General features: G+C 64.4%; 26 protein-coding genes. 10 read left to right on the top strand and 16 right to left on the bottom strand.

What is annotated here, in order from left to right:
• Nucleotides 1-109: 109 nt before the first annotated feature.
• Nucleotides 110-625, bottom strand: a complete 516-nt coding sequence (locus ACNJX9_RS27245) for a YcgN family cysteine cluster protein (protein ID WP_271602249.1) — start codon at nt 623-625, stop codon at nt 110-112.
• A gap of 295 nt (nt 626-920) precedes the next feature.
• On the opposite strand from ACNJX9_RS27245, the gene ACNJX9_RS27250 reads away from it, so the two are divergent.
• The 4 genes from ACNJX9_RS27250 to ACNJX9_RS27265 all read left to right on the top strand — a co-directional run bounded on the left by ACNJX9_RS27250 (nt 921) and on the right by ACNJX9_RS27265 (nt 5,483).
• Nucleotides 921-3,215 carry a transglycosylase domain-containing protein gene (locus tag ACNJX9_RS27250; RefSeq protein WP_439405098.1) on the top strand — a complete coding sequence of 765 codons (2,295 nt, stop codon included), beginning with the start codon at nt 921-923 and terminating at the stop codon, nt 3,213-3,215.
• Between the two features lie 9 nt (nt 3,216-3,224).
• Entirely contained in the window at nt 3,225-3,803 is a 579-nt protein-coding gene (locus ACNJX9_RS27255) for a DUF1214 domain-containing protein (protein ID WP_057753060.1), read from the top strand.
• On the top strand, nt 3,800-4,384 hold the full coding sequence (locus ACNJX9_RS27260) for a DUF1254 domain-containing protein (protein WP_439405100.1): 585 nt from the start codon (nt 3,800-3,802) through the stop codon (nt 4,382-4,384). Before ACNJX9_RS27255 ends, ACNJX9_RS27260 begins: the two co-directional genes overlap by 4 nt.
• 319 nt (nt 4,385-4,703) lie before the next feature.
• Complete coding sequence (locus ACNJX9_RS27265; protein WP_439405101.1) at nt 4,704-5,483, top strand: DJ-1/PfpI family protein; 780 nt, start codon at nt 4,704-4,706, stop codon at nt 5,481-5,483.
• A 157-nt stretch (nt 5,484-5,640) separates the two neighbouring features.
• On the opposite strand, the gene ACNJX9_RS27270 is transcribed toward ACNJX9_RS27265, so the two are convergent.
• The 3 genes from ACNJX9_RS27270 to ACNJX9_RS27280 all read right to left on the bottom strand — a co-directional run bounded on the left by ACNJX9_RS27270 (nt 5,641) and on the right by ACNJX9_RS27280 (nt 8,652).
• Nucleotides 5,641-6,822 (bottom strand): MFS transporter, encoded by a 1,182-nt coding sequence (locus ACNJX9_RS27270; RefSeq protein WP_439405103.1) that lies wholly within the window; start codon nt 6,820-6,822, stop codon nt 5,641-5,643.
• Between the two features lie 84 nt (nt 6,823-6,906).
• Nucleotides 6,907-8,286 carry an NAD(P)-binding domain-containing protein gene (locus tag ACNJX9_RS27275; RefSeq protein ID WP_439405104.1) on the bottom strand — a complete coding sequence of 460 codons (1,380 nt, stop codon included), beginning with the start codon at nt 8,284-8,286 and terminating at the stop codon, nt 6,907-6,909.
• Between the two features lie 48 nt (nt 8,287-8,334).
• On the bottom strand, nt 8,335-8,652 hold the full coding sequence (locus ACNJX9_RS27280; RefSeq protein WP_057753110.1) for an ArsR/SmtB family transcription factor: 318 nt from the start codon (nt 8,650-8,652) through the stop codon (nt 8,335-8,337).
• Nucleotides 8,653-9,124: 472 nt separating this feature from the next.
• Here ACNJX9_RS27280 and ACNJX9_RS27285 point away from each other — a divergent pair, with 472 nt between their 5' ends.
• Nucleotides 9,125-9,871 (top strand): Crp/Fnr family transcriptional regulator, encoded by a 747-nt coding sequence (locus tag ACNJX9_RS27285; protein WP_057753055.1) that lies wholly within the window; start codon nt 9,125-9,127, stop codon nt 9,869-9,871.
• A gap of 244 nt (nt 9,872-10,115) precedes the next feature.
• On the top strand, nt 10,116-11,573 hold the full coding sequence (locus ACNJX9_RS27290; protein ID WP_057753109.1) for an adenylate/guanylate cyclase domain-containing protein: 1,458 nt from the start codon (nt 10,116-10,118) through the stop codon (nt 11,571-11,573).
• Nucleotides 11,574-11,891: 318 nt separating this feature from the next.
• On the opposite strand, the gene ACNJX9_RS27295 is transcribed toward ACNJX9_RS27290, so the two are convergent.
• The gene (locus ACNJX9_RS27295; protein WP_083514509.1) at nt 11,892-12,317 is read right to left on the bottom strand and encodes a hypothetical protein; all 426 of its coding nucleotides are present in this window, start codon (nt 12,315-12,317) and stop codon (nt 11,892-11,894) included.
• 294 nt (nt 12,318-12,611) lie between these two features.
• Between ACNJX9_RS27295 and ACNJX9_RS27300 the strand changes: the two genes are divergently transcribed.
• Entirely contained in the window at nt 12,612-12,758 is a 147-nt protein-coding gene (locus ACNJX9_RS27300) for a hypothetical protein (protein WP_245317157.1), read from the top strand.
• 96 nt (nt 12,759-12,854) lie between these two features.
• On the opposite strand, the gene ACNJX9_RS27305 is transcribed toward ACNJX9_RS27300, so the two are convergent.
• The 6 genes from ACNJX9_RS27305 to ACNJX9_RS27330 form a co-directional block, all read right to left on the bottom strand.
• On the bottom strand, nt 12,855-13,619 hold the full coding sequence (locus tag ACNJX9_RS27305; protein ID WP_057753053.1) for a hypothetical protein: 765 nt from the start codon (nt 13,617-13,619) through the stop codon (nt 12,855-12,857).
• A 2-nt stretch (nt 13,620-13,621) separates the two neighbouring features.
• Nucleotides 13,622-13,816, bottom strand: coding sequence for a hypothetical protein (locus ACNJX9_RS27310; RefSeq protein ID WP_057753052.1), 195 nt, complete (start codon nt 13,814-13,816; stop codon nt 13,622-13,624).
• Nucleotides 13,816-14,259 (bottom strand): hypothetical protein, encoded by a 444-nt coding sequence (locus ACNJX9_RS27315; protein ID WP_439405108.1) that lies wholly within the window; start codon nt 14,257-14,259, stop codon nt 13,816-13,818. Before ACNJX9_RS27315 ends, ACNJX9_RS27310 begins: the two co-directional genes overlap by 1 nt.
• Before the next feature lie 26 nt (nt 14,260-14,285).
• Nucleotides 14,286-17,693, bottom strand: coding sequence for a CHAT domain-containing tetratricopeptide repeat protein (locus ACNJX9_RS27320; protein WP_439405110.1), 3,408 nt, complete (start codon nt 17,691-17,693; stop codon nt 14,286-14,288).
• A gap of 214 nt (nt 17,694-17,907) precedes the next feature.
• On the bottom strand, nt 17,908-18,669 hold the full coding sequence (locus ACNJX9_RS27325; RefSeq protein WP_439405112.1) for a hypothetical protein: 762 nt from the start codon (nt 18,667-18,669) through the stop codon (nt 17,908-17,910).
• 15 nt (nt 18,670-18,684) lie between these two features.
• Complete coding sequence (locus ACNJX9_RS27330; RefSeq protein ID WP_057753048.1) at nt 18,685-18,873, bottom strand: hypothetical protein; 189 nt, start codon at nt 18,871-18,873, stop codon at nt 18,685-18,687.
• 255 nt (nt 18,874-19,128) lie between these two features.
• Between ACNJX9_RS27330 and ACNJX9_RS27335 the strand changes: the two genes are divergently transcribed.
• A complete protein-coding gene (locus tag ACNJX9_RS27335) occupies nt 19,129-20,103 on the top strand; it encodes a DUF2336 domain-containing protein (protein ID WP_439405114.1) in 975 nt (324 codons plus the stop codon).
• A gap of 79 nt (nt 20,104-20,182) precedes the next feature.
• Here the strand turns inward: ACNJX9_RS27335 and ACNJX9_RS27340 are convergent, their stop codons facing one another.
• From ACNJX9_RS27340 to ACNJX9_RS27350, 3 genes are all read right to left on the bottom strand, one after another.
• The gene (locus ACNJX9_RS27340) at nt 20,183-20,527 is read right to left on the bottom strand and encodes a DUF1491 family protein (RefSeq protein ID WP_057753107.1); all 345 of its coding nucleotides are present in this window, start codon (nt 20,525-20,527) and stop codon (nt 20,183-20,185) included.
• 63 nt (nt 20,528-20,590) lie between these two features.
• Complete coding sequence (locus ACNJX9_RS27345) at nt 20,591-21,304, bottom strand: peptidoglycan-binding protein (RefSeq protein ID WP_439405115.1); 714 nt, start codon at nt 21,302-21,304, stop codon at nt 20,591-20,593.
• The gene (locus ACNJX9_RS27350) at nt 21,297-23,138 is read right to left on the bottom strand and encodes an ATP-binding protein (RefSeq protein ID WP_439405116.1); all 1,842 of its coding nucleotides are present in this window, start codon (nt 23,136-23,138) and stop codon (nt 21,297-21,299) included. The genes ACNJX9_RS27345 and ACNJX9_RS27350 overlap by 8 nt, the downstream gene beginning before the upstream one ends.
• 408 nt (nt 23,139-23,546) lie before the next feature.
• Here ACNJX9_RS27350 and ACNJX9_RS27355 point away from each other — a divergent pair, with 408 nt between their 5' ends.
• Both ACNJX9_RS27355 and ACNJX9_RS27360 read left to right on the top strand, forming a co-directional pair.
• On the top strand, nt 23,547-23,984 hold the full coding sequence (locus ACNJX9_RS27355) for a DUF5330 domain-containing protein (protein WP_057753044.1): 438 nt from the start codon (nt 23,547-23,549) through the stop codon (nt 23,982-23,984).
• Nucleotides 23,985-24,053: 69 nt separating this feature from the next.
• The gene (locus ACNJX9_RS27360; protein WP_057753043.1) at nt 24,054-24,482 is read left to right on the top strand and encodes a SufE family protein; all 429 of its coding nucleotides are present in this window, start codon (nt 24,054-24,056) and stop codon (nt 24,480-24,482) included.
• A 129-nt stretch (nt 24,483-24,611) separates the two neighbouring features.
• Here the strand turns inward: ACNJX9_RS27360 and ACNJX9_RS27365 are convergent, their stop codons facing one another.
• Nucleotides 24,612-25,028, bottom strand: coding sequence for a MucR family transcriptional regulator (locus ACNJX9_RS27365; protein WP_057753042.1), 417 nt, complete (start codon nt 25,026-25,028; stop codon nt 24,612-24,614).
• Nucleotides 25,029-25,190: 162 nt separating this feature from the next.
• Nucleotides 25,191-26,114: a DUF308 domain-containing protein gene (locus tag ACNJX9_RS27370; protein WP_439405118.1), complete on the bottom strand. Its 924-nt coding sequence runs from the start codon at nt 26,112-26,114 to the stop codon at nt 25,191-25,193.
• Nucleotides 26,115-26,383 lie beyond the last annotated feature (269 nt).

The raw sequence follows: 26,383 nt of genomic DNA on the forward strand, positions 1-26,383 counted from the left end.
CTATCAGAACAATCTAAACAGCAAACTTCTCCTCAGGCAGGCATCGCGGCGCATGGGTGCATCCCGCGTCGCGGCCATCCCGAACACGTGATGAGAGTGGGCCGGCCGATCAGTCCTTGGGGCGTCGCTTCAGGCGTGCCCGCTTCGGCACCTGCCCCGGCCATTGCACCAAATAGTGCTCGAGCTCGGTGTCCGGAATCTCGTCCTCGGTGCCCGCGACGCGGCCGCGCACGGAGACGCCGGCCTCGTGCACCGTATTGGGATCGCCTGAAATCAGCGGGTGCCACCAGTAGAGATCGCGGCCTTGCGCGACCAGCCTGTAGCCGCAGCTCGGCGGCAGCCAGGACAAAGTGCGGACCTTTTCTGGGGTCATGACAACGCAGTCCGGCACGAAGTCGAAGCGATTCGCGTAGTCCTTGCAGCCGGCCGTGCAGGAATCGAGCATCTTGCAGCTGACATCGGTGAAATAGATCTCGCCGGTATCCTCGTCTTCGAGCTTGTTCAGGCAGCAGCGGCCGCAGCCGTCGCACAGGCTCTCCCATTCGGCCGTCGACATCTCCTCCATCTTCTTGGTTTTCCAGAAGAATCCATCCTGGTCCGAAGGTGGTTTGCGTGCTGCGGTCATGCGCCTGATACTGATCCAAAGAGCTAGGGCGAGCGCCATCTAGGGCGCGCGGCTGTGAGACTGCAAGGAACACCCTTGCGGGGCCCGTATTGAACCGGGGTGCAATTAGGCCTGTTGTTCAAAATTGCGAGCCTGACCATTGGTTTATAGGCCCCGCTCGGCTAGAAGAACAGCAAGTCCCCTTTGGTGCGCGAAACCGGGCGCCTTGGGTTTGCCGCAACAATCCCGCAAGACGTCTCGATGCCGCCCCGGCCGGGTGCTTGAACGCTTTCGAACCGAGCCTCAAGGGTTCTAGGTGGTCCAGAACACACCATCCAACTGGAAGAGTCGTATCAGGAACTTCTTCCTGGACCTCGATGCACGCATCGACTCCTCGCTGTTCTCCTCGGCGAAGGGCATCCGCGAGCTCTACGAGCGCTACTCGACCTTCATGGACCGCTTCTATGTCGGGCGGTGGAAGCGCTGGGTGTTCATCGAGCCGCTGTCGGAAGCCGCAACCATCGGCCTCGGCGGCATGGTGCTGATGCTGATCCTCGCCATCCCTGCCTTCCGCGAGACCTCGGACGAGGACTGGCTGAAGAAGTCGGACCTCGCCGTGACGTTCCTCGACCGCTACGGCAACCCGATCGGCAGCCGGGGCATCAAGCACAACGATTCGATCCCGCTGGAAGATTTTCCTGACGTCCTGATCAAGGCGACGCTGGCGACCGAAGACCGCCGCTTCTACGAGCATTTCGGCATCGACATCGCCGGCACCGCGCGCGCGCTCGTCACCAACGCGCAAGCCGGCGGCGTCCGCCAGGGCGGCTCCTCGATCACCCAGCAGCTCGCCAAGAACCTGTTCCTGAGCAACGAGCGCACCATCGAGCGCAAGATCAACGAGGCCTTCCTCGCGGTCTGGCTCGAATGGCGCCTGACCAAGAACGAGATCCTCAAGCTCTATCTCGACCGCGCCTATATGGGCGGCGGCACGTTCGGCGTCGACGGCGCTGCGCATTTCTACTTCAACAAGTCGGCGCGCGACGTGACGCTTGCCGAGGCGGCGATGCTCGCCGGCCTGTTCAAGGCGCCGACGAAATACGCGCCCCACATCAACCTGCCCGCCGCGCGCGCCCGTGCCAACGTCGTGCTCGACAACCTCGTCGATGCCGGCTTCATGACCGAGGGCCAGGTGTTCGGTGCCCGCCGCAACCCCGCCTTCGCCGTCGACCGCCGCGACGAGGCTTCGCCGAACTATTATCTCGACTACGCCTTCGACGAGATGCGCAAGCTGGTCGACACCTTCCCGAAATCCTACACCGAGCGCGTCTTCGTCGTGCGCCTCGCCATCGACACCAACGTGCAGAAGGCGGCGGAAGACGCGATCGAGAACCAGCTGCGCCAGTTCGGCCGCGACTACCACGCAACGCAGGCCGCGACCGTGGTCGCCGATCTCGACGGCGGCATCCGCGCCATGGTCGGCGGCCGCGATTACGGCGCGAGCCAGTTCAACCGCGCCACCGACGCCTATCGCCAGCCGGGCTCGTCCTTCAAGCCTTACGTCTACACCACCGCGCTCCTGAACGGCTTCACGCCGAACTCGGTCGTGGTCGACGGCCCTGTCTGCATCGGCAATTGGTGCCCGCAGAACTATGGTCATTCCTATTCCGGCGCGGTGACGCTGACGCAGGCGATCACCCGCTCGATCAACGTCGTGCCGGTGAAGCTGTCGATCGCGATCGGCCAGAAGGAGCAGCCGAAGGCGCCGAACCCGGCCAAGATCGGCCGCGCCAAGATCGTCGAGGTGGCGCGCCGCTTCGGCATCAAGGCGCCCCTGCCCGACACGCCGTCGCTGCCGATCGGCTCGGACGAAGTCACCGTGGTCGAGCACGCGGTGGCCTATGCGACCTTCCCGAACCGCGGCAAGTCGGTGACGCCGCATTCGGTGCTGGAGGTGCGCACCGGCGCGGGCGATCTGGTCTGGCGCTGGGACCGCGACGGTCCGAAGCCGAAGCAGGCAATTCCCGCCAATATCGCCGCCGACATGGCCGGCATGATGAGCCATGTCGTCAGCGAAGGCACCGCGCGCCGCGCCGCGCTCGACGGCATTCCGACCGCCGGCAAGACCGGCACGACGAATGCGTATCGCGACGCCTGGTTCGTCGGCTACACCGGCAATTTCACCTGCGCAGTCTGGTACGGCAATGACGACTACTCGCCGACCAACCGCATGACCGGCGGCTCGCTGCCGGCGCAGACCTGGCACGACATCATGGTCGCCGCGCATCAGGGCGTCGAGGTCAGGGAGATCCCCGGCATCGGCATGGGCCAGAAGCTGCCGCCGCAGCAGATTGCGAACGCGCAGGCCAATGCAGGACCGAAGGTGCTCGAGACCAAGCCCGGTCCGCCGCCGGTGCTGACCAAGCGCGGCGCCGACATCCTGGTGCGCGTCGAGAAGCTGCTCGACGACGCGGCCAAGACCGCGAACAAATCGGCTGCCGACGACAGCACGAAGCCGGCCAAGCCGACATCGTCGACGAGCGCGCTTGCCTTCCCGCAGAATTATGCGGCGGAGGAGAACGCGGGCGCATCCACCCCGCGCAAGAACTGATCTGATCCCGTGCGGCTGCTCCTGATCACATTGACGGCCCTTCTGCTCGCGACCGTGGTCGGCTTGGGTGCGACCTGGATGACGACGACGCGCGGCACCGAGATCGGCGCGCTGACCATCGGCGCCTGGACCGCGCGTCCGCGCACCGGCACCGCCGACGTCGATCCCTATTCCCGCGCCACCATCGTGCGCAACGGCGAGCTGCCGATCGGCACCGGCGACGGCGTCGCCTTCACCGCAACGACCGACGACAAGAAGAAGGCGCTCGACGGCCGCTGCGACGTCGTCGTGTCGGGCGTGACCCCGCCGGCGCGGTTCTGGACGCTGACGCTGTACGATCGCAAGGGCCATCTCGTCGCCAACTCGCTTGCCCGCTACGGCTTCACCAGCCAGGAGATCGTGCGCGCCTCCGACGGCTCGTTCGAGATCCACATCGCCGCACGCTCGCGCGCCGGCAACTGGCTGCCGACCGGCGGCATCGAGCGCTACGCGCTGATGTTCCGCCTCTACGACACGCCGGTCGGGGTTGCGACGCGCACCCAGCGCGATGCGCCGATGCCCAGCATCTCCACGGTGGGCTGCTCATGATCCGCCTCGCGTTCACTGTTGTCGCCGGCGTGGTGCTGGGCCTCGTGGTCCATCTCGTCAGCGTGCTGGCGCTGCCGCGGATCGCAACGCAGGACGCCTATTCGCGCCTGACGCCGATGACCAAGCTCAACGGCGTGACCCAGCTGCCGCTGGCCGATCCCAACACCTCGCCGATGCCGTTCATGGACCCGGCCTTCGCGCTCGCGATCTGCCGCTATGATCTTTCGGGCGGGCCGATCAAGCTCACCGTGCCGGTGAGCCAGGCCTATACGTCGGTGTCGTTCTACACCCGCAACGAGATCGCCTATTACGCCATCAACGACCGCTCGGCCGGCAAGAAGGTGATCGAGCTCGATTTGATGACGCAGGCGCAGCACGATGCATTGCCCGAGGACGAAGAGATCACCGCGGCCGACCGCCTGATCATCGACTCTCCCAGCACGACAGGCCTGATCCTGATGAAGGCGCTGGCCGCCGAGCCCGGCCTGATGCCGCAGGCGCAAGCGACGTTGCAAGCAGCGACCTGCGCACCGCAGACCGAAGCGCCCGCCAAGGCCGAGGCGCCGCGCGGCCGGCGCTGAGGCGCGGGCGTTCCCACGACCTCAAGGCAAACGCGCGAAAACAACCCCATGCACAGTAGCGGGGGCATTGAAGTGACCGGCAATTTCGGCGTCACGCCGAAACAGGAGCTTGCAGGGTCGAGGCATCGCCCTGCCCGCCGCATTTTTCCGCTTTGACACGTCGGGCAAAACACTGGCAGAATGGCATGATCGAGAGATCGTCACACCCGCGCGGAAAAATCCGCTGCGGGTTTTTTCATGTCGGAACGATCGATGGGTTGCTATCATGTTGCATGACCAACGCGATCCAGCACGTGCAAGAAAATCCTCGGAGGAAACCATGAACCGTCGTGAGTTTGGCGTCGCTCTTGGTGCGCTACCTCTTCTGTCGTCCGTTGTTCAAGCAGTGTCCGCGACGGAGCCATCACAGCCGCCAAAGCCCAAAATCGGCATGCTGATCTATCCAGGCATGATCCTGCAGGACCTGGTCGGGCCGCAGACCGTCTTTTCGATCCTCCAGGCCGACACCAGGCTGGTCTGGAAGGACAAGAACCCGGTTGCAACGGATGTCGGCATCGCTCTGTCCGCAAACGATACGTTTGACACCTGTCCCGCGGAGCTGGATGTCCTGTTCGTCCCCGGCGGCCTCGGCGGATCCATCGCCTGCATGAAGGACGCGGACGTCATTGGCTTTGTCGAATCGCGTGGGGCACGCGCGCGGTATGTGACAAGCGTTTGCACAGGGTCGTTGGTTCTTGCCGCTGCCGGCTTGCTCAGAGGATATCAGGCCACATCGCATTGGTACGTTCGCGACCTGCTGCCCTTGATGGGCGCCACGCTCAAGGCAGAGCGCGTGGTCGAAGACCGCAATCGTCTCACGGCCGGCGGCGTGACCTCCGGGATCGATTTTGGACTGACGCTTGCAGCCCGCCTCGCTGACGAGGACACGGCCAGGCGGATACAGCTCTTGATCGAATACGACCCTAAGCCACCTTTCGCCGCTGGTAGCCCGGAGGACGCTGGCCCGGCGCTGACGCGCGATATCCTCCAGCGCCGAGCGCCTCTTATCGCGTCGGCCCGCAAAGAGGCCGAGTTGGCCAAAGAGAGGTTGGGTATCTAAAGCGCGATGAGATCGGGATGAATCATCATCGCGCTTAGGTTATTCTTTGAGCATGATCTTTTCGGAAAACCGCTTCGCACATTTCCGGATTACGCTTTAGTGTCTCAGACTCAAAGAAATGGGATCAATTCCAAAAACGGCGACGAAACACCCGCGCTCACGATGGCTGCTTTTCCCAGCGAGCCATTCGCGCCCACAGCAGCGCCAATGGTCCGAGCAGAATTCCAGCCGCAAGAACGATGAAAACCAGCAGCCAGCCACGCGCACTCTGCGGGCCGCCTGCGGCGTCGAGCGCGACGCCTGTCCCCCAGGCACCGAGGGCAGAGAGTCCGAAGCCGACGGTGGAATGCAGGGCCAGCGTGGCGCCACGATGCTCGGATACGGCCGCAGCGGACATGCCCGCCGTCAACGCGCCGGAATCCGCCGGGACCGTCAGGCCATAGATCATCAGCAACAACGCAACCACCCACGCCGGCGCGGACGCGTTGAAACCGATGATGATCGCGACGCAGGCCGACGCAAGCATCACGACCGTGATGGCGCGATGTCGTCCGAATTTCAATGCGGCCTCGTTGCCGAGGATGCTGGCCGGCATCGAGATCACAGCAAAGCAAAAGCTCAGCAGCACGGGCGTCAACCACGAGGGCGCGCTTTGACGCGCAACGACGAAGGTCCAGAAGCCAACCAGCCAGGTGCGGATGACGTAGAGCTCGAAACAATGCGCGCCGTAGCCGAAGATGTAACCGAGCGCCTCGCGGTTGGCGAAGACGGGCACGAAGTTGAGCAATCGCCCTGCCTTCGGGGCGGGTTGCTGCTCCCGCAGCAAAAAAAGGCACGCCACGACCATCGCGACGGGACCGAGCCCGGTCACCACAAAGGCGGTCCGCCATCCCCAACGATCCGCGATCAGCTGCGCCGCCAGGAACGACAGGCCGACGCCGACCGAAAAGCTCGACGTGTACAACGTGACGGCCCGCGAGGTGTCGCCGGCTGGCAGCCGGTCCGTCAACGCCTTCAAACCGGGCATGTAGGCGCCAGCAAATCCGAGTCCTGCGAGGGACCAGATCGCCGCGCCCGACCAGAATCCTTGTGCGAAGATGCCAAAGGCCACGGTCGCAAGTCCGCTGGCGATCGAGCCCCAGAGCAGCACGAGCCGCGCATCGATGCGGTCGGTCAACGTTGTCAGCAAGGGCACCGCGAGCATGTAGCCGAAGGCATAACCACTCGCCATCAATCCACCTTCGGCGGCGGAGAGTCCCCACGCCGGCATCAGATGCTGCGCCAGATTCGCGGACAACGTGACATGCGGCAGCAAATTGCCGACCTGGCCGATGCACATGACCGCGATCAAAGACCGACCGCTCAGACTATGAATAGCTTCCCCCTCTTACGACCAAGACGACGGCGTCCCAACCGGCACGGCTCATGCGCAACCACAACCGGATGCGCCGGCCTTCTTTGCCGTTTCATCGGCGGCACAGCAGGCCGACGCCTCTTGCTTCGCCGGCCCGCCGCAGCATCCCGCGGCACTCGTCGTCTCGACGCCGCCGCGGGTGCAGACACCGGTTTCCGGCAGCACAAGCTCGACTCTCGCCGCGGCCTTCTTGTCGCCGGCGATGTCGGCCGCAATCGAGCGCACCTGCTCATAGCCGGTCATCATCAGGAAGGTCGGCGCGCGGCCATAGGACTTCATGCCGGCGAGGTAGAAGCCCGGCTCATCATGGGAGAGCTCGCGCGCGCCATGCGGGCGCACGGTGCCGCAGCTGTGCTCGTTGGGATCGATGAGCGGCGCCAGTGCGACCGGCGCCTCGATGGCCGGATCGAGCCGCAGGCGCAGCTCGGACAGAAACGAAAAGTCGGGACGGAAGCCGGTCGATACGATCAGCTCGTCCACGACCACGCTTCGCGCAGCGCAGCCGGAGCCGGAGCCGGAGCCGGCCGAGACCTTCAGGCGGCCCTCGGACTCCGAGAGATGCGTGACGCCGAACTCGGTCTCGACCCTGATCTTTCCTGACGTCACGAGCGCGGCAAAGGCACTGCCAAGCTCGCCGCGCGCGGCAAGCTTGTCGTTGCGACCGCCGCCGAAGGCCTTTGCCGGGTCAGCGCCGCGCAACAGCCAGACAGGCTGCGTTTCCGGCACCTCCTCGGCGAGTCGAGCAAGATCGATCAGCGTGCCGACCGCGGAGTGGCCGGCACCGAGCACTGCAACTTTCTTGCCGGCATATCTGGAACGATTGATACCTCGCACGTCGGGCATGCCATAGGCAACGCGGCTGGCGCACTCCGCCTCGCCGATCGCCGGCAGGCCGTTGCTGCCGGCCGGATTGGGAGAGAACCATGTGCCTGAGGTATCGATCACGGCATCAGCGCGCAGAACCTCCGGCCCGTTGCCGTTCTGGTAGCGGATTTCGAAAGGCGCCTGCTCCCTGCCCTTCGTCTTCGCCTTGTCGAAGCCGACGCGGCTGACGGCCGAGACCTGGCTCGAGGTGCGGATCACCTCGCGCAATGGCGTCCGCGTGACGAGCGGCTTGAGATATCCCTCAAGCAGTTCGCCGCCGGTCGGATAAGCCTGGGGGTCAGGCGAATTCCAGCCCGTCGGCGCGAGCAGACGCGCCGCGGCCTTGTCGACATTGTATTCCCATGGCGAAAACAGCTGGACGTGTTGCCACTGGCGGATGGCATGTCCCGCCTCCGGCCCGGCTTCCAAAACGATCGGCGACATGCCGCGCTCCAGCACGTGCGCGGCCGCCGCGAGGCCGACTGGCCCGGCCCCGATGATCGCAATCGTCTTCGCTTCGCTCATTTCGTTAGTCCCATCATTCTAGAATCATCGAACAACCGATCAAAAAAATCAGGCCGCCGATTGAGAGCCTCCGCATCCGATTTCGTCCGCACAGCACTCCGCCGCCAGGAAGTCCACCAGCCCGCGCATCGCGTCGAAGTTCGCGTGACAAACGAGGGTCGTGGATTCCCTGATCTGGCTGACGAGCCCGACCGCAACCAGAGACTTGATGTGGTGGGACAGCGTCGATGCCGGGATCTTCAGCCTGTCCTGCAAGCGGCCGACAGGCATGCCGGAGTGTCCGGCCCGAACCAGGGCACGATAAATCTGCAGCCGGGTCCGGTTACCCAAAGCTTCCAAGCGCGCCGCTGCATCGTCGATCTTCATGACGCGCATCATGCTCCCGCCCGGACCTGCCGTCAACGGTATTTCTAGAATGTTGGAAATATAGGTTCGAACCGCGCCTTGGGATTTTCGGAATTGTCGGTCCCGAAGGCTGATGCCAGCTTTTGGGTCCGTCTAAAGCGCGATGAGATCAGGATGAATCGTCATCGCGCTTTAGGTTATTGTTTGAGCATGATCTTTCCGGAAAACCGCTGCGCGCTTTTCCGCATCATGCTTTAGCCTGGCCTGCTTCTGGCCCTTTGACCCAGGAGCGACTTGAGCGTCCGGCGTATTCTTACCCAAATGAGTAAGCTGAGCGCTTCCCCGCTGTCCTTGCAGCCGTCGAAAGTCCTCTTTGAAACAATCCGCCTTGTGCTAGTTTACCGGCATCACCGGCCGAGGCTCTGCCGTAGGCGTCGGTGGCTGAGAGACCGAGCGTGCTCCCGCCTGCATCCGCAACGCGGGAGCGCTGCCAATGCCGCACCAAAAGCTCATTGAACGTTTGCTTGCAGTCAGCAGGCTGTCGAATGGCGAGCAGAAAGCGCTGGTCGGTTTGCCGTACGCCGTGCGCAATCTGGCCGACGGAGACATTGTCGTGCATCAGGGTGATCGCGCCTCCTGCTGCACCGTATTGATGACCGGCTTCCTGTCGCGGCAACGGGTCATTTCAGACCGAAATCAAATATCGGCCTTTTACGTGCCCGGCGACATCCCGGATCTTCACGGTTTGCATGTGCCGACCATGGATCACGACCTGTGCAGCACGGGCCCGTCGACGATCGCCACCGTCAGCCACGTTGTGCTGAGGCAGGTCTTAGAGGACTTCCCCGCGCTCGGTTACGCCCTCTGGGGAGAGACCGTTATCCAGGCGGCAATTTATCGAAACTGGGTTGAGAACCTCGGAGCACGCGCTGCCCTTCCGCGCGTTGCCCATTTACTCTGCGAACTTGCGACGCGACTGCAGCAGGTCGGCTTGGCAACCGGTGGCAGAATGAACTTGCCATTCACACAAGCTGACTTTGCCGATGCTTGCGGCCTTTCGACCGTGCACGTCAATCGCACAATCCAGGAACTGCGACGTCGGCGCTTGATCGACTGGCAAAGCCAAACGCTGGAATTGCTGGAGCGTGCAGAGCTGGAATCCATTGCGGAGTTCAATCCGGACTATGTGCTTGGAAGATCGAAGCTCGCGCCGGACCAAAGCCCGCTGAGATTGGGTTGAATTCGTCATCGCGCTTTAGCTCTTTGTTTGAGCATGATCTCCGCGCAAACGCGTTCCGCTGATGTCGCGAGGGAAAACCGCTTCGCACTTTTCCGGATCATGCTCTAGCGACGAAGACGGCCCTGTCCGACCCGATTGGTGCACGGCAACGTATCGCCGTTGTGTTATGCTTGGATCGCCAGCCGGATCGCCCGCGCTGCGAGATTGATATTTTTTGCTGGATCGGCACCATCAGGAGCTGTCGATGACATCCATTGACGAACGGCTTCTCGAAAGCAAGATGACCCAGATCGAGCAGGCCAGGGCCTGGAGCCCGCGGGTCATTTCCAAGTTTGAAACCCTGATCCGTAGCGGCGACGAGGTCAGCATCTTCCGCGCCAACCCCTTGGCGTTCGCTCGAGATCGCGGTGTGGCTGAGCCGGAAGCGATCGACCTGTTCCTCCACGCCGCTCGCGCCGGACTGGTCGACCTGCATTGGGACATTCTGTGCCCCCATTCCGGCCTGGTACTGGAAAGCTTCGGCAAGCTGCGAGCACTCCGGAGTCATTTCGTCTGCGGGCTGTGCGATATCGACGGTGAGACGGACCTCGACGACTTTATCCAAGCTTCTTTCTGCGTCTCGCCGCAAGTACGGCGCCTCGCATTGCACGACGTTGACAACCTCTCGATCGAAGACCTGCATTGGAAGCTGAAATTTGCTGACAGCGGGCGGCTGCCCGGCGGACAAACTCGATTTGTTGATGTTCTGCGCACTCTCGTGCGCGGCATGACATATCTGCCACCAGGCGTGACCACGACCCTGCAGACCGAGATTAACCCCGGCGCCCTCTCAGGCGTTAACGTCCAGACGCAGGCCGGCTTTGCACTTTCAGTCGTGGACTCCTCGGCACCCCCGCCCAGCAATCCGACAGTCATTCGCATCACCTACGATGGGCAACGCTTCACATCCGCTGTGTCGGCTGTGCCGTCGGGACGTGCCGTCTTCGAGATCAGCAATACGGGCACGAAGCGCGGCTCGGTGCTCTTGATTAACTGGCCACCTGAGATCGTAGCTATGCCAGAGAAGCCGACACTCGAGTTTGACCCCTACGTGTCTGGCGGCATGCTGCTGACGCGGCAGACTTTCCGCAAGCTCTTCCGCTCCGAGCGGGTGGACGAGGAGGAAGGCCTCGGCGTCCGGCAGGTGACCCTCCTGTTCACCGACCTGAAGGGCTCGACCGCTCTTTACGAGCATCTCGGAGATCTCAACGCCTATGCACTGGTCAGGGAACATTTCGCTCTGCTCGACGCCGTCGCCCAACGGCATGCTGGTGCTATCGTGAAGACCATCGGAGATGCCGTCATGGCTGCGTTCTCCCGGCCGGCAGACGCAGTCGCAGCGGCGCTCCAAATGTTGCAAGGAATCGGCCAGTTCAACTTCGAGCGAGACCAGCCCGCCATTGTCCTCAAAATGGGCGCACATTGCGGGCCCTCCATCGCGGTGACCCTCAATGAAAATCTCGACTATTTCGGCCAAACGGTGAACATAGCGGCGCGGGTGCAGTCGTTCGCGGATGCCGGTGAAATCTGTCTGACCGAAGCGCTCTACACGGCGCCTGGTGTTCGCCAGCTGCTGACGGGACACGACGTCGAGGAATTCGATGCGCCACTGCGCGGCGTGGAAGGTAGCGCACGAGTCTATCGCATCACCGGTAGATCGTAGCCAATCGCTCGGGTCAGATTGAGGTCTCCTCGGGGGCTGCATGAGCGTTGCACGCACCGCCATGGTGCGGCATCCGGGTTCAGAGCTTCGTTGGAGCCGGGCGATCATTTAAATGAGACCGCGGAGGAACAACTTGATATTTGTTAGGTTGACCCAGCGCCATCGCAGTGGGGCGCGCAATGCCAGAAGACGATTTATCCAGCAAGGCAGAGCGGGCCCTCGTGACGATTGCACTCAGCACTGCGATGCTCATCATGTGCCTCGCATCCCTGCTATACAGATAAGGCCCGCATTCGGGGATGGATGTCCTGCGTCATCCTACCGCTCCTCGGTCGGATGCACCCATTTGTACGGCGTGATGCTTCGCGTTTCCGTCAGCTTGATCATGTGGACGGGCGGCGCGGACCGGCCCTTGCGACATGAGCGGCACTTCAGCGAGGCCTCCAGCTTCCAGATCGGCGTATCGCGGGGACGGCGGATCGCATCGAGCGGCAGGCTCGCGCGCGACTTGCACCTGACGCACTCAACCTCGAGCCAGGAGAGGCCGCCGTTGAGGCACTGCCCGATGGTCGGCGAGGGCTGCGCGGGACCGCCGTAACCTTCCATGCGCACCGACCAGGCTTCGGCCTCGGCACGATCGGCCTCGCGTACCGCCTTCTTCGCTTGCTCCCGCGCATGCTTGGCGGAAATCTCCGCCCCCATGATGCGGCCGCTCCAGATGACCTCACGTGATTTGGTGCTCATGCCGCGATCAAAGCAACGTGACCGCGCGTTGGCAAATTATCGATGGCTGGTAGGTCGGATCCAGAGACCGCCACTGCGTATCGTGGCTGTGGACAACTGACGGGTTGGATTCTATCGCGACGTCACGATGAGACGGTCAGAGCAGCGACGGGACCGATCCCGTGCCCTCCGCGAGATCGCGGCGCGCTGCTTTGCGCTCATACAAAACCGCCCCTGACAGGGGAACGCAAGGGCCTGCCCTGCGTTACGGAACAAATGAGCCAGGTCCGACGAAGAATACGGCAGGAGAAGACGTTGAGCGAAAGGCTCGCCGAGGCTGCGCGCGAAGCCCGCGCGCAGGCGCAGCTTCTGCCGGATGGACAATTGCGAGATGTTCTCCTGGAAAAGGCGCGCCAGTACGAAGCGCAAATACCGCTCAATGCATTTCTGGGACAGCGATGATCAATCCGGACTGCCGTGCTTATAGCTGGTCTCATCGCCGAGACCTGTCTCCTCGGTGACGAAGCTGCAGCGCGGGCGCGCAGCAACCAGCAATAACTATCCGAGCAAGCCCTTCAGGCCGGCATAGATCGAGCCCACGGCGGTCGCGGCGACGCCGGCCAGCGGGCCGATGGTCTGCATCAGGTCCTGAATCAGGCGGGCGCGGCGGCGGAGCTGTTCCTCGCCGACATGCTGCCCGAGCAGGCGCGCCATCCTGAAGGCGAACGCATTGGGCTTGCCGCCCTGGCCCAGGACGCGCGGCAAGACCTGAAAGATCACGACCCCCAATATGTTTCCGGACACGAAGGCGAGCAGGATGCTCGCGCCGTATTCGAACACTTCGCGCCACTCGACCCACACCGTCGGCAGGATCGGAACATCGTCGTGAAATCCGGTCACCGTCAGCATCGCCTGGATGCTGACGCTGGCGAGCAGCAGCGCCAGCACGAACGCCCCCCATGTCGAGACCCGATGCAGGGGATAGGCTGCGAACCCGAACAGCAGCGGGATGACGATCGAGGCGATGCGGAGCGGAATTGGCGACAGATTGAAGGTGATGGTGATTAGAACATGCGCGAGCGTGAGCAGGACGGACGGAATGACGACGTAGAGAACGGCATGCGTCCCGTAATAGCGCAACGGATTCTTGTAGCGCTCGAGGCGGACATTGACGCGATCGAGATCGCGCCTCAACCTGTCCAGCTCGGCAACGATGTCGTCGATCTCGAGCAGCGTCGGCCGCACCACGCGCAGATCGCGCGAGCAGTGCTTGCACGCGATGGCCTCGTCCTTGATGGTCTCGGCGCAGAATGGACACTCCATCGTCAGCGCGACGTCCTGCGCCGCATGATGGTCTCGATCTCGTCTCTGGCGCGCGCCAGCTCATCGCGCAGCTGGTCGCGCTTGCGCAGGAGATCGTCGCGCTCGGCAATCAGTGTCGCGGGCACGGCAATGTCGCGCGAACAGGACGCACAGACCAGCGCGCGATCGGCATTCTCGGCCTGGCAGTAGGGACACATCACTTGGGTGCGACCTTGAGGGTGAAGATGGCCGTGCCGGGCCGCCCGTCACTGTCCTTGATGTCGACCCGCATGGTGTAATCGCCGGGCGGCAATTCCGCGTCCTGAATGTTGATGCCGTCGGCCTGGACGAACGGCTTGATGCGGGGCGTCAGATCGACGTTCGGCGTGCGGAGGAAGATCACCTTGACCGATTCCGGATCGATCTTGGCGCCGCCGAACGACTCGAATTTCAGGTGCAGCTTCAAGGGAGAGGCGACGGACTCTCCGGGCGATACGAACTCCACCTTGGGGCCGCGCAGGATGCCGCGCCGGTCGGCCGCGACCGCGGCCTTCGGTGGCGGCAGCTTGGCCTCCTCTTCGGTGATCAACTGCGTCGCCCGCGAGGCTCCCGAAAACAAGAGACCTGCCGCAACCAGCCCCAGCAAGAAATTCCGCGTCATTGTTCTTCCCAACCTTCCGGTGTCAATCATCGCACCCCGCCATCACCGATGATCGTATACGGCGCCCAGAACAGCGGGTGCGCGTAGGCGAACTCGGTCTTGCCCTCGCCGTTCAGGTAACCGGGACCATCGACCAGAGCCATCATCGCCTGCCGCAGCGCTTCGCTCCGCGACAGTTTTGCATCGTCGGCCTGCCGCTTGAACAGATCGGTCACGAGCTGGCGGGCCGATTGCGAATGCACCGACCAGTTGGTCACCAGCAGTGCGCGCGTTCCCGCATAGAAGAACGCGCGGCCAAGGCCGGAGGCGGCCTCGGCGCCGGCCCCTGCGCCGGCGCCGGTGTTGCAGGCGGACAGGATGACCCAGTCGGCGTCGAGCTTCAGGCCGAGGATCTCCTCCATGGTGAGGAGGCCATCTCCGCCCTCGCCCGTCACCGCCGGCGACGACAAGGCAAGAGCGGGCTGCGTCAGGCCGTTGAGCTCGCCCGGCACGAGACCGTGGGTGGCGAACGCCAGAATCCTGAAGCCGGAGAGATTCATCGTCTTCACGGCGCTCTCGGTCGCATTCTTGCCGAGGAACAGCACTTTGGAGGGATCCGCCTGCAAGGCCAGCGCAATCGATTTGAGCTCGTCGGCCGTATCAGGGAGACGAGGCAATAGCCCGAGCTCGGCGCTGTCGACGCCTTCGAGCTTCGGGCTGCTGCGACGCTTCAGCGGCATGCCGCGGGTGAGGTTGCCGCCGACATCGGCGACCTGCACCTTGCCGTCGGCGCTTTCTGCCTCGGCCTGCTGCTCCTTGTTGAAATAGGGATCGCCGAATGCCACGAGATCGCTGCGGCCGGGCTTGCCGGGCGGCAGCTGCCGCAGCGTGCGCAGCGCCGCGGCCGACGGAACCGTCGAGACGGCATGGGTCCGCGCCAGCCAGGGCACGTTGCGATAGCCGACGAACAGCGGATCCTCCTCCACAGCCACCTCTGCGGGTGCAGTCGGGAGTAGCGACAGCGGCAACAGGCCGAGCGCGCCGTTGGTCACCACAATCAGGTTCTTGGCGGGCTTCCATCCGCTCTCGACCGGCCTCAGCAACAGCTCGTAGAGCTCATAACCGAGCTTCAGGTCGAATGGCGGAATGTCCGAGATCATCGCCGCCTGCGGCTCCAGCGCCTCGCGCAGCTTGCGGATCTTGGTCTCGATGTCGCCGCTCCTGGCATTGACGGCGGCAAAGGCCACCGGGCCCGATTTCGGCACGGCCCAGACGAAGCTGCCGTTCTGGCCGAAATAGAACGACAACATCGCTTCATTGTCCGACAAGATCGCGCGGATCTCGGCAACGCTCGGCGGCTTCGGCGAAACCAGATCGGCATAAACAGGGAATTTCTGCTTGATCTCCTGGCGCGCCTTGTCGCGTTCACCGCGCAAGGCCGTGATCGACGCCTGGATCTGCTGCGCCCCCTTCTCGTCGCGCTCCGCCGAGGGAATGGCGAGGACGTTGTTGAGCGTGCCGAGCTGGGCGTTGACCTGCTTTGTCAGATCCTGCTCCTTGCGCACGAGCTCGGCCAGCGCGGGATCCTTGGCGGCGGCACGCGCGCTTGAGGCCGCGAGCGCCTGCTGCACCGAGCGGCCACGGATGGCATCGGCAAGACTGAACGTCTCCTCGCCCACGGCGCCGCTGGTGCCCTCGGCCCGCGCGAGCAGCAGCAGGTAGCTCTCGACGATGGCCTGCAGCCGCTGGCTGCGCGCGGCCACCACGGTGGTGTTCTCGTCGTCGGCGTTCTCGTTCGCATTCGCCATCATGATCGGAATGGCGGCCTTGAACTCCCTGATGGCGTCGGCATCGCGCCGTGCGCGCATCAGGCCGATCGCCAGGGTGCCGCGCGCCGACGCCGCATCGAAATGGTTCTCACCGACCCGCCCGACCTGCTTCTTGACCAGTTGCTCGGCGGCGGCGATGCCGGCGTCGAGCTGGCCGGAATTGTAGAGCGCGAGAATGCGCGCCGGATTGAGCTCGATGACCTGGCGGCGCTGCGGATCCCAATTGGCGACCGCCTTGTCGATCCGCGCAAACATGTCGCTGGCTTCGGCATTGTTGCGCCGCAGGTTGAGAATGCCGGCGAGCTGCGACAGCAGCTGCACGGTGGATTGCGAGTCTTCCGGCACGCCGACCGTCTTGTTGATCTCCAGCGCGACGCGGCCGAGCTGCTCCGCTTCCTCGTAACGGCCCTCATCGACCAGGATGCCGGCCAATCCCATCACATAACGCGGCATCACCGGATTGTACTTGCCGGTGTCCTTCAGGCGCGACAACAGCGCCCGGCGCGCGTCGACCTCGGCTTCGGCGAGCCTGCCCTGCCGCGCCTTCATGCGCGCCTGGCTCAGAACCAGATAGTCGATGGTCTGCAGGACGACGGTTTCAGCGGGAGGGTTGTCCGACTCCATCACGGCCTTCATGCCGGCGCGCTTGCGCTGCTCGGCCAGACGATAGGAGGCTTCGGCTTCCTTGAACTGCCCGCGCGCCTCGAAGATCATGGCGCGGGTGCCATCGATTTCAGCCTCCCAATTCTGCCCCATCTTCGCATAGGAGGCGCGCCATCCGGGCAGGCCGCTGGTGCGAGCCTCCTGGATCCCGGCGAGGCTGCGGCGCAGATAGGCTTCGGCCTGCGGGATGTCGCCCATTTGAATGAGAATGCCTGCGATCGAGCGATTGGCGTTGAACAGATACCCCTTTGCGCCCGGCGCGGTGGCGACCTCGCGCAACTGCCTCTGCATGATCTCGAGTGCGCGCTTCGGATCGCCGGCGTTCGAATATTGCAGGGCGGCCAGCTGCGTCAGCCGACCCATCATGTTTGCGCTGATGGCGCCGCGTCCGACCTCGATGGCCTTGTTGGCGTCGGTGATAGATTCGGCAAGCCGTCCGAGCTGGGCGCGCGCATTGGCGCGATCGAAATAGAACTGGGCGAGATCCTCGCGGGATTCCTTGCCCGTGGGCGTCGAATCCGCGTCCGCCTTCAGCTCCGCGATCAGCTTCTCGTTCGGCTTTTCGCTGTCGAGGATCGCGGTGATGTCGGAGATGGTGCGCGGCGGCGCGATGAAATCCTTGGGCAGTGCGGTCCCCGGCGCCAGCTTGGGCGCCTCTTCCTTCGGTACCTCGACGGCGACATTGGCGCGGCCGTTGGCGGCATTGAGCGCCGCCATCACGCAGGCTTTGACCTGCGGCGAGGCCTTGGCGCGGCATGATTCCCGATCGGCACCGCCGCCCGCATGCATGCAGGCCTGCACGATCGGCTTGCCGACGGTCATCCTGCAATTCTCGAGTGCCGCCTCCTTGGTCAGCGCGGCAGCCGTCCCGGTCGATCCCAGGAGAACGGCGAGGACTAGCAGTTTTCGCGGCAGGGGAACTTCCAGACGGCTCTTGACCGGACTCGCGGCGTGGAGGCTCATCGCGAAGGACCTTTGAGTGAAATCACTTGAAGAAACGAGCTGATCCTACCCCTATTGCGCGGCAGGACAATCACCAATCGGTAGGGTGGCGGAGGCTCAAGACGGGTGGCGGCAGCCGTGGGCACCGGTTCCCCGGGCGGACGTGCCGGAGGGGGCGGCGCAGGTTGATCGCGGGTTGTCGGGCTGCTCGTGCCCGGACGGGAGCGGTCCGCGATCAGCCCTTCGAGACCACCGCGCGGCCGTAAGGCGGCTGCGAGACAACAGGCGGATTGGCGGTTTGCGCGGCGAGTTCGCCGATCAGGCGGTCGGCGTCGGCGGCCATGCCGTCGGGCGCCTGGATCACCAGCCGCTCCAGCGCCCAGCGATAGGACGAGACGCGCTGCTCGAGGCTTTGCTGCACCCACTGGACGATCAGCGAGTTCTCCTGCATGCGCGCGACGGCGTCCGCCTTTTCCTGTGGCGACAGCGCGGAGACCCGCGCCATGCTGGCGTCCCGCTTCCTGTCGAGATCGATGACGCGGATCGCGCAGGCAAAGAACGGCTCGAAGCGGGTGATGTCGTTGCGCACGTCCTCGATCAGCTGCGCATAGCGCGAGGCGTGCGAGCGATGCGGCTCGTCGATCAGCGTACGGCCGTACATGGTGCGGTCGAACACGACCTTCTGGCGCCACGGTGCCGGCAGGGCCTTGTAATCGCCGAACACGCTCTTCCAGGCCGGCCGGGACAGCGGCGGCTCGATCATGGGATAGGCGAGGTCGCGAAGCTGGCGCTCCTCGTCGGTCAACTGGAATTGGGAGGACTTCAGTCCGAGGCTCCCGGTGGCCTCAAGGCCAAGCCAGCCGTGCATATCGTCGCTGCGCATGTCGGCGCGGGTGCGGCCGAAATCACCGCCGCTGCAGCCAGCGAGCGTGGTGCCCAGGGCTGCGAACAGAATGGCCGATCGAATGGTGCGGAGCTGATGGATGGAGTGCGGCATTGCAAAAGCCGCAATTCAGCGGCGACGACGGCGGCGCCCCGGCGCGGTGCCCTGCTCCGGTCCACGGTCGCCGCTGGTTTCGTCGCTGTCGCGCTCGATGCGGATGACGGGAAGGATCAGAATCGTTCCCATGTCCGCGCGCGGTGTGACGTCCCCCGACGAGCCCACCCGGCGACCGGCCGGAAATTCGATGATGGTCCCCATGTCAGCTCTCTCAACTGCCGCGCGATCGAACGCGCGCCCCAGCACATGGGGGTCATTAGGATCAGTTTATGGTTAACGGGGTGTAAACATGGCTGTTGGACCGTAACCGCACGGACCATTGGCTCGCCGTCCCGCAGCGAGACGAAAGCGCTCGAATTGAGCGGGTTTGCTTCACATTTCGTTTTCCTTAAGCAACCTTTAAAGGAACCCTTGATAGGCTGAGACGACAGTTCTTCCGAAGTTGCGTACGCCTCCATGACCAAGTCGCTGTTTCCCGGATTCGACGGGCTGATGACACTCTCCCGCCGCGAGGGCGTCGATGTTCGCCCCACCCTGCTGCGCGTGTTGACCGATCTCTATGTCCAGGCCAGCACCCACACCGATGACGAGCAGCGCCAATTCATCGAGCTTGCGACGCGGCTGATCGATCAGGTCGACGACGCGACGCGCGCGGCCGTCAAGGCGAAGCTTGCGATCTATCCGCACACGCCCGTGCCCGTGCTGCAAAAGCTCGGCCTGGTCGCGGCGCAGGAAGGCCGCCGCGTGCCGCTCGCGCGCACAATCCCGGAAGCTACGCTTATCCCCTCGCCCGCCCGCGCGCCGACGGACGCGGAAGCGCACATGGCCGCCAACATGGCGATGCAGCCGAAGGAAGCGGCCGAGATCCACGACACGTTCTTCAGCGCCGATGCGAGCCAGCGCGCGCTGATGCTGCAAAACCTGGCGCAGACGCCGCTGAAGGCCGCGCCGCGGATTCCGACCGTGCATGCCAAGCGCGCGATCCAGGTCCTGGAGATGGCGGCGATCGCGGGCGATGTCGACAGCTTCACCTACGAGCTCGGCGACACGCTGATCCTGCCCTCGCGCGTCGCAACGGAGATCGTCGAGGACGCCGGCGGCGAGGCGCTCGCGGTTGCCGCGCGCGCGCTCGACATGCCGAGCCCGAACTTCCAGCGCATCCTGCTGTTCTTCAAGCCCGCGATCGGCACCTCCGTGAACGAGGTCTATCGGCTGTCGCGGCTCTATGACCGCATCAGCGACCGCTCGGCGCTGGTGATGCTCGCCGCCTGGCGCGGCTCGACGCTCGCCGTCACGCGCACGAAATATCAGCCGTCGCTGCATGACAGCGACCGGCAGCGCGCACGCGGAGCGTCCAGCCCGTCGCGGCCGAGCGTGCAGCCGGGATCGAGCCCGGCGGTGCGCACGGGCTCTAGCGGATCAGAGCGCTAAACTTTCCACGTCGTCATAGCGAGCCACCGGGTCCGCGCGAAGCGCGGCCCCGGTGCCTCGCAATGACGGTGAGGATGGATCAGGTCTTCGCCAATTCCAGAAAGTGCCGCCCGGCGCGGTCCTCGGTCTCGACGATCCAGGCATCCGGATCGAAGCGGAGCTCCTTGGTCAGGCGTTCTTCGACGGCAGACTCAGGCACGGGCTGTGGCGCAATCGGCACGAAGAAGCGATCGACCGGGCGGCCGTCGTCATAGGAGGTCTGCGGCGCCGGCACGTAAAGCATCGCGTTGCCGTCCAGCAGCGACACCTTGACGAACACCGCGCCCGCCTCCTCGGCGCCGCGATGGCGCACGGCGCCGAACACGCCCTCGGTCTGGCACCGGCGCAAGTAAGCTGAGACCCAGATATTCGATTTCAAACGCATGGACGCACGATAGGCGAGTGCCGCGCGCGGCACCAGCCTTCAAACTTCGCGAAGCGATGACGATTATTCGACGGGATGGCCGATCGCGGCGGCGAGCTCGCGCAGCAGGCGGTCCGACACCTGGCCGGTGACGGGCAATTTGTGCTGGCGCTCGAAGGTCTGGATCGCCGACTGGGTCTCGCCGCTCATCGTGCCGGTGATCTTCAAATTGCCATAGCCGTATTCGGACAGCGCGCGCTGCACGCCGGCGAGGCGACGCGCCGCCGGGCTCTGCTGCGGGATCGGCGCCGGCGGCCGCGCGACGGCAACCGAGGACGGGGCCGGCGTCGGTGCCGTGGCCTTGATCACCAGATTGGTCATGGGATCGCCGGAGCGCGGCGTCGAGGCGGTCGTTTCAGTGGGTTTCTCCGGCGGCTTCTCGGCCGGCTTGGGCTCGACTCGAAACTCGGTCGCCTTCGGCTCGAGCGGCGAGGTATCGGCGCCGACGGGGCGCGGCCGCGGCATGGGGCTTGCGAGCGACGCCGGCGACGGCGCAGGAAGATTGATCACGGTGCCGAACATCGGCGCCGGATGCCGGCCGGTCTGCAGGAACAGCGCGTTGGCAACGATAGCGCTGATGGCGGCGGCGGCGACGAGGCCGGCCAGCGTGTCCTTGGGACTATGCAAGAGCACGCGCAAGACGAGGTTGCGCTCGGTCTCGACATCGATGACCGCAGCCTTGGCCTTGGCGCCACGGCGGCGCGGAGCGGCTTCGTCGTTGGCAGACTTTTTAGGCACTTTTCTTCACCAGAGCAGGTTGGTCCTGAACGTCATGACACAGCACCGGCGTGAACGTCGCGATCTTGCTCGCCACCGGCTTGGCTTGCGGCGGCGTATAGACGAGCGGCAGCTTGACCGTGACGGCGGTGCCCTCGCCGAGCTTGCTTTGTACCGTCAATTCGCCGAGATGCAACGCCACCAGGCTCTTCACGATCGAAAGCCCAAGGCCAGTGCCTTCATGGCGGCGCTCATAGGTCTTGCCGCACTGGAAGAACGGCGCGCCGATGCGCTTGAGATCGTCGGGCGCGATGCCGACGCCGGTGTCGCTGACGCGCAGGGTCAGCTGCGAAGCCGATGCCGATGCTGATACCGTGACCTGGCCGCCGCGCTCGGTGAACTTGACGGCGTTGGCGACGAGATTGAGCACGATCTGCTTGAAAGCGCGGGGATCGCCGGTCATCACGGGCAGATCCTGCGGCGCGTCGGTGATGAGGTCGATGCCGCTCTCGCGCGCCTTGAGCGCGAGCAGATTGCAGCAATGCATCAGCGCGGCGCGCGGCGCGAACGGCTCGGAGGCGATCTCGAAATTGCCCGATTCCATCTTCGACATGTCGAGGATGCCGTTCACCACCGACAGCAGATGCTGGCCGGAAGCGTTGATCAGTTCGGCATATTCCTTGCGCTGGCTGGCGGCCAGCATCAGGATCTGCTCCTGCGCGATCATCTCGGAGAAGCCGATGATGGCGTTGAGCGGCGTGCGCAGCTCATGGCTCATGGTGGCGAGGAAGCGCGTCTTGGCGGCGTCGGCGGCTTCCGCCGCGTTGCGAGCCTGATCGAGCGCCTGCTCCGACAGCTTGCGGTCGGTGACGTCGCGCATCACCGCGACGACTTCGAGCTCGGCGGTGACGTCGCTGTAAGAATTCTGGCGCTGATCCTGGTCGAGCGGACGGCAGCGCATCTCGACCCAGATGAAGTCGATCTGGCCGCGCTCGGAACCGGTGGGATCGCGACGCAGCCGGAATTCGACGCTGCGGACCTCGCCACGCGCGGCGTCCGACAGCGCGGTGAGATAGGCCGGACGATCGGCGACATGGACGCGATCGAACAGGCCGTGGCCGAGCAGTTGCGCGACCGGCATGCCGAGCATGGCTTCCGCGGCCGGCGAGATGAACTGCACCGCGCCGTTGCGCTGATGCCGCGAGATCACATCGCTCATGTTGCGCGCGAGCAGGCGATAGCGCTCCTCCTCGCGCGAGAGCAGCGTGACGCTGGTGCGCGCAAGCAACTCGGCGCCGAAAGCAAGGCCCGCGGCATAAAGCGTCGCCGAGGCAACGCCGAGCGCCATCATCACGCCGCGCTGGGTTCCGCCGAGCTCGCCAGAAGGCAGCCAGCCGAGCAAGCTGAGCAGGATCAGGACGGCCGCGCAGGACAATGCGAGCAGCGAGGCGAAGGCCGCGACACGGCGCGAGGCCGACAGGGCGGCCTCCAGGGGAACCACGACCAGCCAGATCGCCGCGAAGGATTCGATACCGCCGGTCGTGGCCGCGATTGCCATGATCAGTCCGGCAAGCGCCAGCGACGACAGCACATGGGCGCCCTCATAGCGCCCGGTGCGCGACAGGAACCAGGACAGCAGAATCGGCGCGATCAGCCAGGCGAGAGCCGCGACCTCGATCGCGCTCGGCGCGCCGCGCAGGACAAGATAAACGGGAAATGCGGCAAAAGCGGCCAGGCTTCCGAGAAGCCGCGGCGCCATGAAGGCCCGATGCCGCGCACGCGTCAGCGCATCGTAGCGCGCGGAGGGATGCAGCAGTGCATCGAGACAATCGCGGATGATACTCAAAACTGTCACGGGTCTCGCGCTTCGGCTCACTCGTCAAAAGACGCGCCGGAACGCCTCCTTGTCGTTGAGCCACCGTGTCAGAGCGACCTTAAACGAGTGCTAAGGCGGATCGGCGCGCGGCCGGACGCCGTATCTTCGTTGAGATTTTTAGGCGATTTGGCGATGTCATCATCGGTGATGGTGAACACAGGGTTTCGCCTTGCCCTTCATGGTTTCGAATTGGTGGACGTGCAGGTCCGGGACACCACGGACGGGCCGATCAATCGAAAATTGACGCGACCTCGCCCTGCGAAGTTTTTTGCGTAAATTTTCTGCGAATTAAGCTCAAGGCAATCACTTGCGATTTATCGAGAGTTGCTAGGTCACTGGCGCCGCGCGGAGATCGCCGCGTGCCAGATCTAACTACAGGTCGATAAGATGCGCTTTCTGCTTCGCATCACATTCTGGCTCGGGCTGGTGCTGGTGCTCCTGCCGCGGGACAAGACGCCCGAATCGGACAAGCGGCCGAATATCGGCGCTGCCGACGCGGTGCAGGCTGCGACCGCGGCCGTCTCCGACATGAGCCAGTTCTGCAAGCGCCAGCCGGCGGCCTGCGAGGTCGGCGGACAGGCCGCAACCATCATCGGCCAGCGGGCGCAGGACGGCGCGAAGAAGATCTACCAGATCATCAACGACAAGAAGGAGCAGATCACCAACGACAAGAATGAGAAGACCGACAAGAAGGCGCCCGACCATACCGGCTCCATTGCGGTGGCCGGCGAAGGCGATGCCATGGCGAGCGAGGCGCCTCGCGACACGCTGACCCAGGACGATCTTGCGTTGGAATGGCGCGGCCCCGAGGCGACGGCGAATTAGGCTCCGAATCCTATCGATTTCGACGCTTCGCGTGCCTATATTGGCCTGAACGGGAACCACAGGCCATCAATGACTTCGATCGACGATATCCGCGAGAATTTCGAGCTTCTGGACGATTGGGACGACCGTTACCGGTACGTGATCGAGCTCGGCCGCACCCTGGAACCGATGCCCGAGGCGGAACATTCGGCCGAGAACAAGGTGCAAGGCTGCGTCAGCCAGGTCTGGCTCCAGAAGCTGGTCGAACGCGACGGTGGTGCACCGATCCTGCGGTATCGCGGCGACAGCGACGCGCATATCGTGCGCGGGCTGGTCGCGATCGTGCTCGCGCTTTATTCCGGCCGCACGCCGCAGCAGATTCTCGAGACCGATGCGATTTCCGTGTTCAATGAGTTCGGCTTCCGCGATCATCTGACGCCGCAGCGCTCCAACGGCCTGCGCTCGATGGTGGAGCGGATCAAGACCGATGCGAGAGAGGCGTTGGCGGAGGCGTCTTAGCGCCTCATTGTGAGCTGCCGTATAGGGTGGGCAAAGCGGAGCGTGCCCACCATTTGCGTGTGACGGAGAGAATTCGTGGGCACGGCGCAAGTGCGCCTTTGCCCACCCTGCGAGATCTTGGGCGCTGCCCTACTTCCCCTTCTTCCGCTGCTGCTGTCCCAGGCCCATCTTCTTTGCCAGTTGCGAACGGGCCACCGCGTAGTTCGGCGCGACCATGGGATAGTCGGCCGGCAGGCCCCATTTCTCGCGATATTGCTCCGGCGTCATGCTGTACTGGGTGCGCAGATGGCGCTTCAGCGACTTGAAGCGCTTGCCGTCTTCCAGACACACCAGATAGTCCGGCGCGATCGACTTTTTCAGCGACACCGCGGGCTTTGCCGGTTCGAGCGGCGCCTCGACACGGCCTGACGACACCCGCGTCAACGCACCGTGCACCTGGCTGATCAGGTTCGGAATCTCGCCGGCCGGCGTCGGGTTGTTGCTGAGATAGGCCGAGACGATGTTCGCCGTCAGCTCGATGAAATTCTTGCCCGCGGCATCCGACATGGCGCGACCTCTCTCCAATCCGGCTCCGTCGCGCTGCATTGGCGGCGATGAAGTATTCTCTGTCAACAATACGTTTGGCCGAAATACGACGACTGGCGAATATGAGCCGATTACTGATCTGGCGACAATAGCGGCGAGGCTTTACTTGAATGGGAGATACTTTCAGCCACCGCGCTGGTCGAGATGGGCGCGCAGCTCGTCGATCGAGGCAAAGCGCATCATGCCCTCGGGCATCTGCGCCTCGATCGAGCCGTCGGAATAGAGCGAATAGGCCATGCCGTCGACGATGCCGGATTTCAGCACCGTCACCTGCGGCTGTTCGGCTGGCGGCTCGGACGCAGGCGAAGCTGCGGTGGGTTGAGGCGCAGCCGGCTCGAAGGTCGGTGACGGGCGGGGCGGCGGGGGCGGCGGCGGTGGACGACGCGCCACCGGTGGCTCCGGAGGCCGCGCACGGTCCGGCTTCGGCCAGGCATCGTCGAAGCTCGCATGCGGCGCATCCGGCGCGGCGGGCTCTGCCGGGGCAGGAGATGCCTGCGGCGGTGCGCTCTCGGCGGCTTTCGCCTCGGCACGCTCGCGCTCCTTGCGCGAGCTCGAGGCGAACAGCAGGTTCCGCTTGCGCGGTGTTTCCGGCGCTGCTGAGGGTAGCGGAGGTGCTTCCGGCTCGGCCGGCGGCTCGACACGGGGGCGCGCGGCCGCTTCGGCCTGCCAGGGCGGCGCAGCCAGAGTTGGCGCCGCAGCCAGAGTTGGCGGCGCGGCCGGCGATGGCGGCGGCTCAGCCCGCATTGCCGGAGCGGGTTCCGGCGCAGACGCACCGAGCCCGTTGGGCGATGCCAGGCCCGGCGGCAGCACCGGCCTGACGCGAACCTCCGAGGCCGCGGCTGCGCCGGCCAGCCTGCGAGCGATGGCCCGTAGCTCGAGCAGCACGACGTAGAGGCCTATCAGTAGCATACCGGAGCAGACGCCGATCGTTCCGCTCGTTATGAGCGTGCTGCCGAGGCTGAAATCCCTGATGGAATAGCCAAACGCAATCGCAAGGAGGCCCGCCAGAACGGCGAAAATCCCAGCGATCAACAGAGCCACACTCATCGAACACACCCCCGGCGCGCAACCATGCGCGATACCCGCTACGCCACGATACCGTCTTACTGCGTTCCACGCCAACGACCAAATTGCCGCCACTGTTCCTAAAGGGAAGGATATCAGGGACTTATTCACATTCCCTTCAGCAACGCTCCGCTAGCTCTGAAGGGCTGCCAAAGTTGGAAATTGCTGCGTCGCATCAGGAATTTAGCCATAATGCCCAATTACTTGGTCATGGAACTGCGCTATAGGGAGTCCGGGGTTGAGGCCCGCGC

Origin of the sequence: Bradyrhizobium sp. BLXBL-03 (assembly GCF_051853015.1) — a bacterium.
Taxonomy (GTDB): Bacteria; Pseudomonadota; Alphaproteobacteria; order Rhizobiales; family Xanthobacteraceae; genus Bradyrhizobium; species Bradyrhizobium manausense.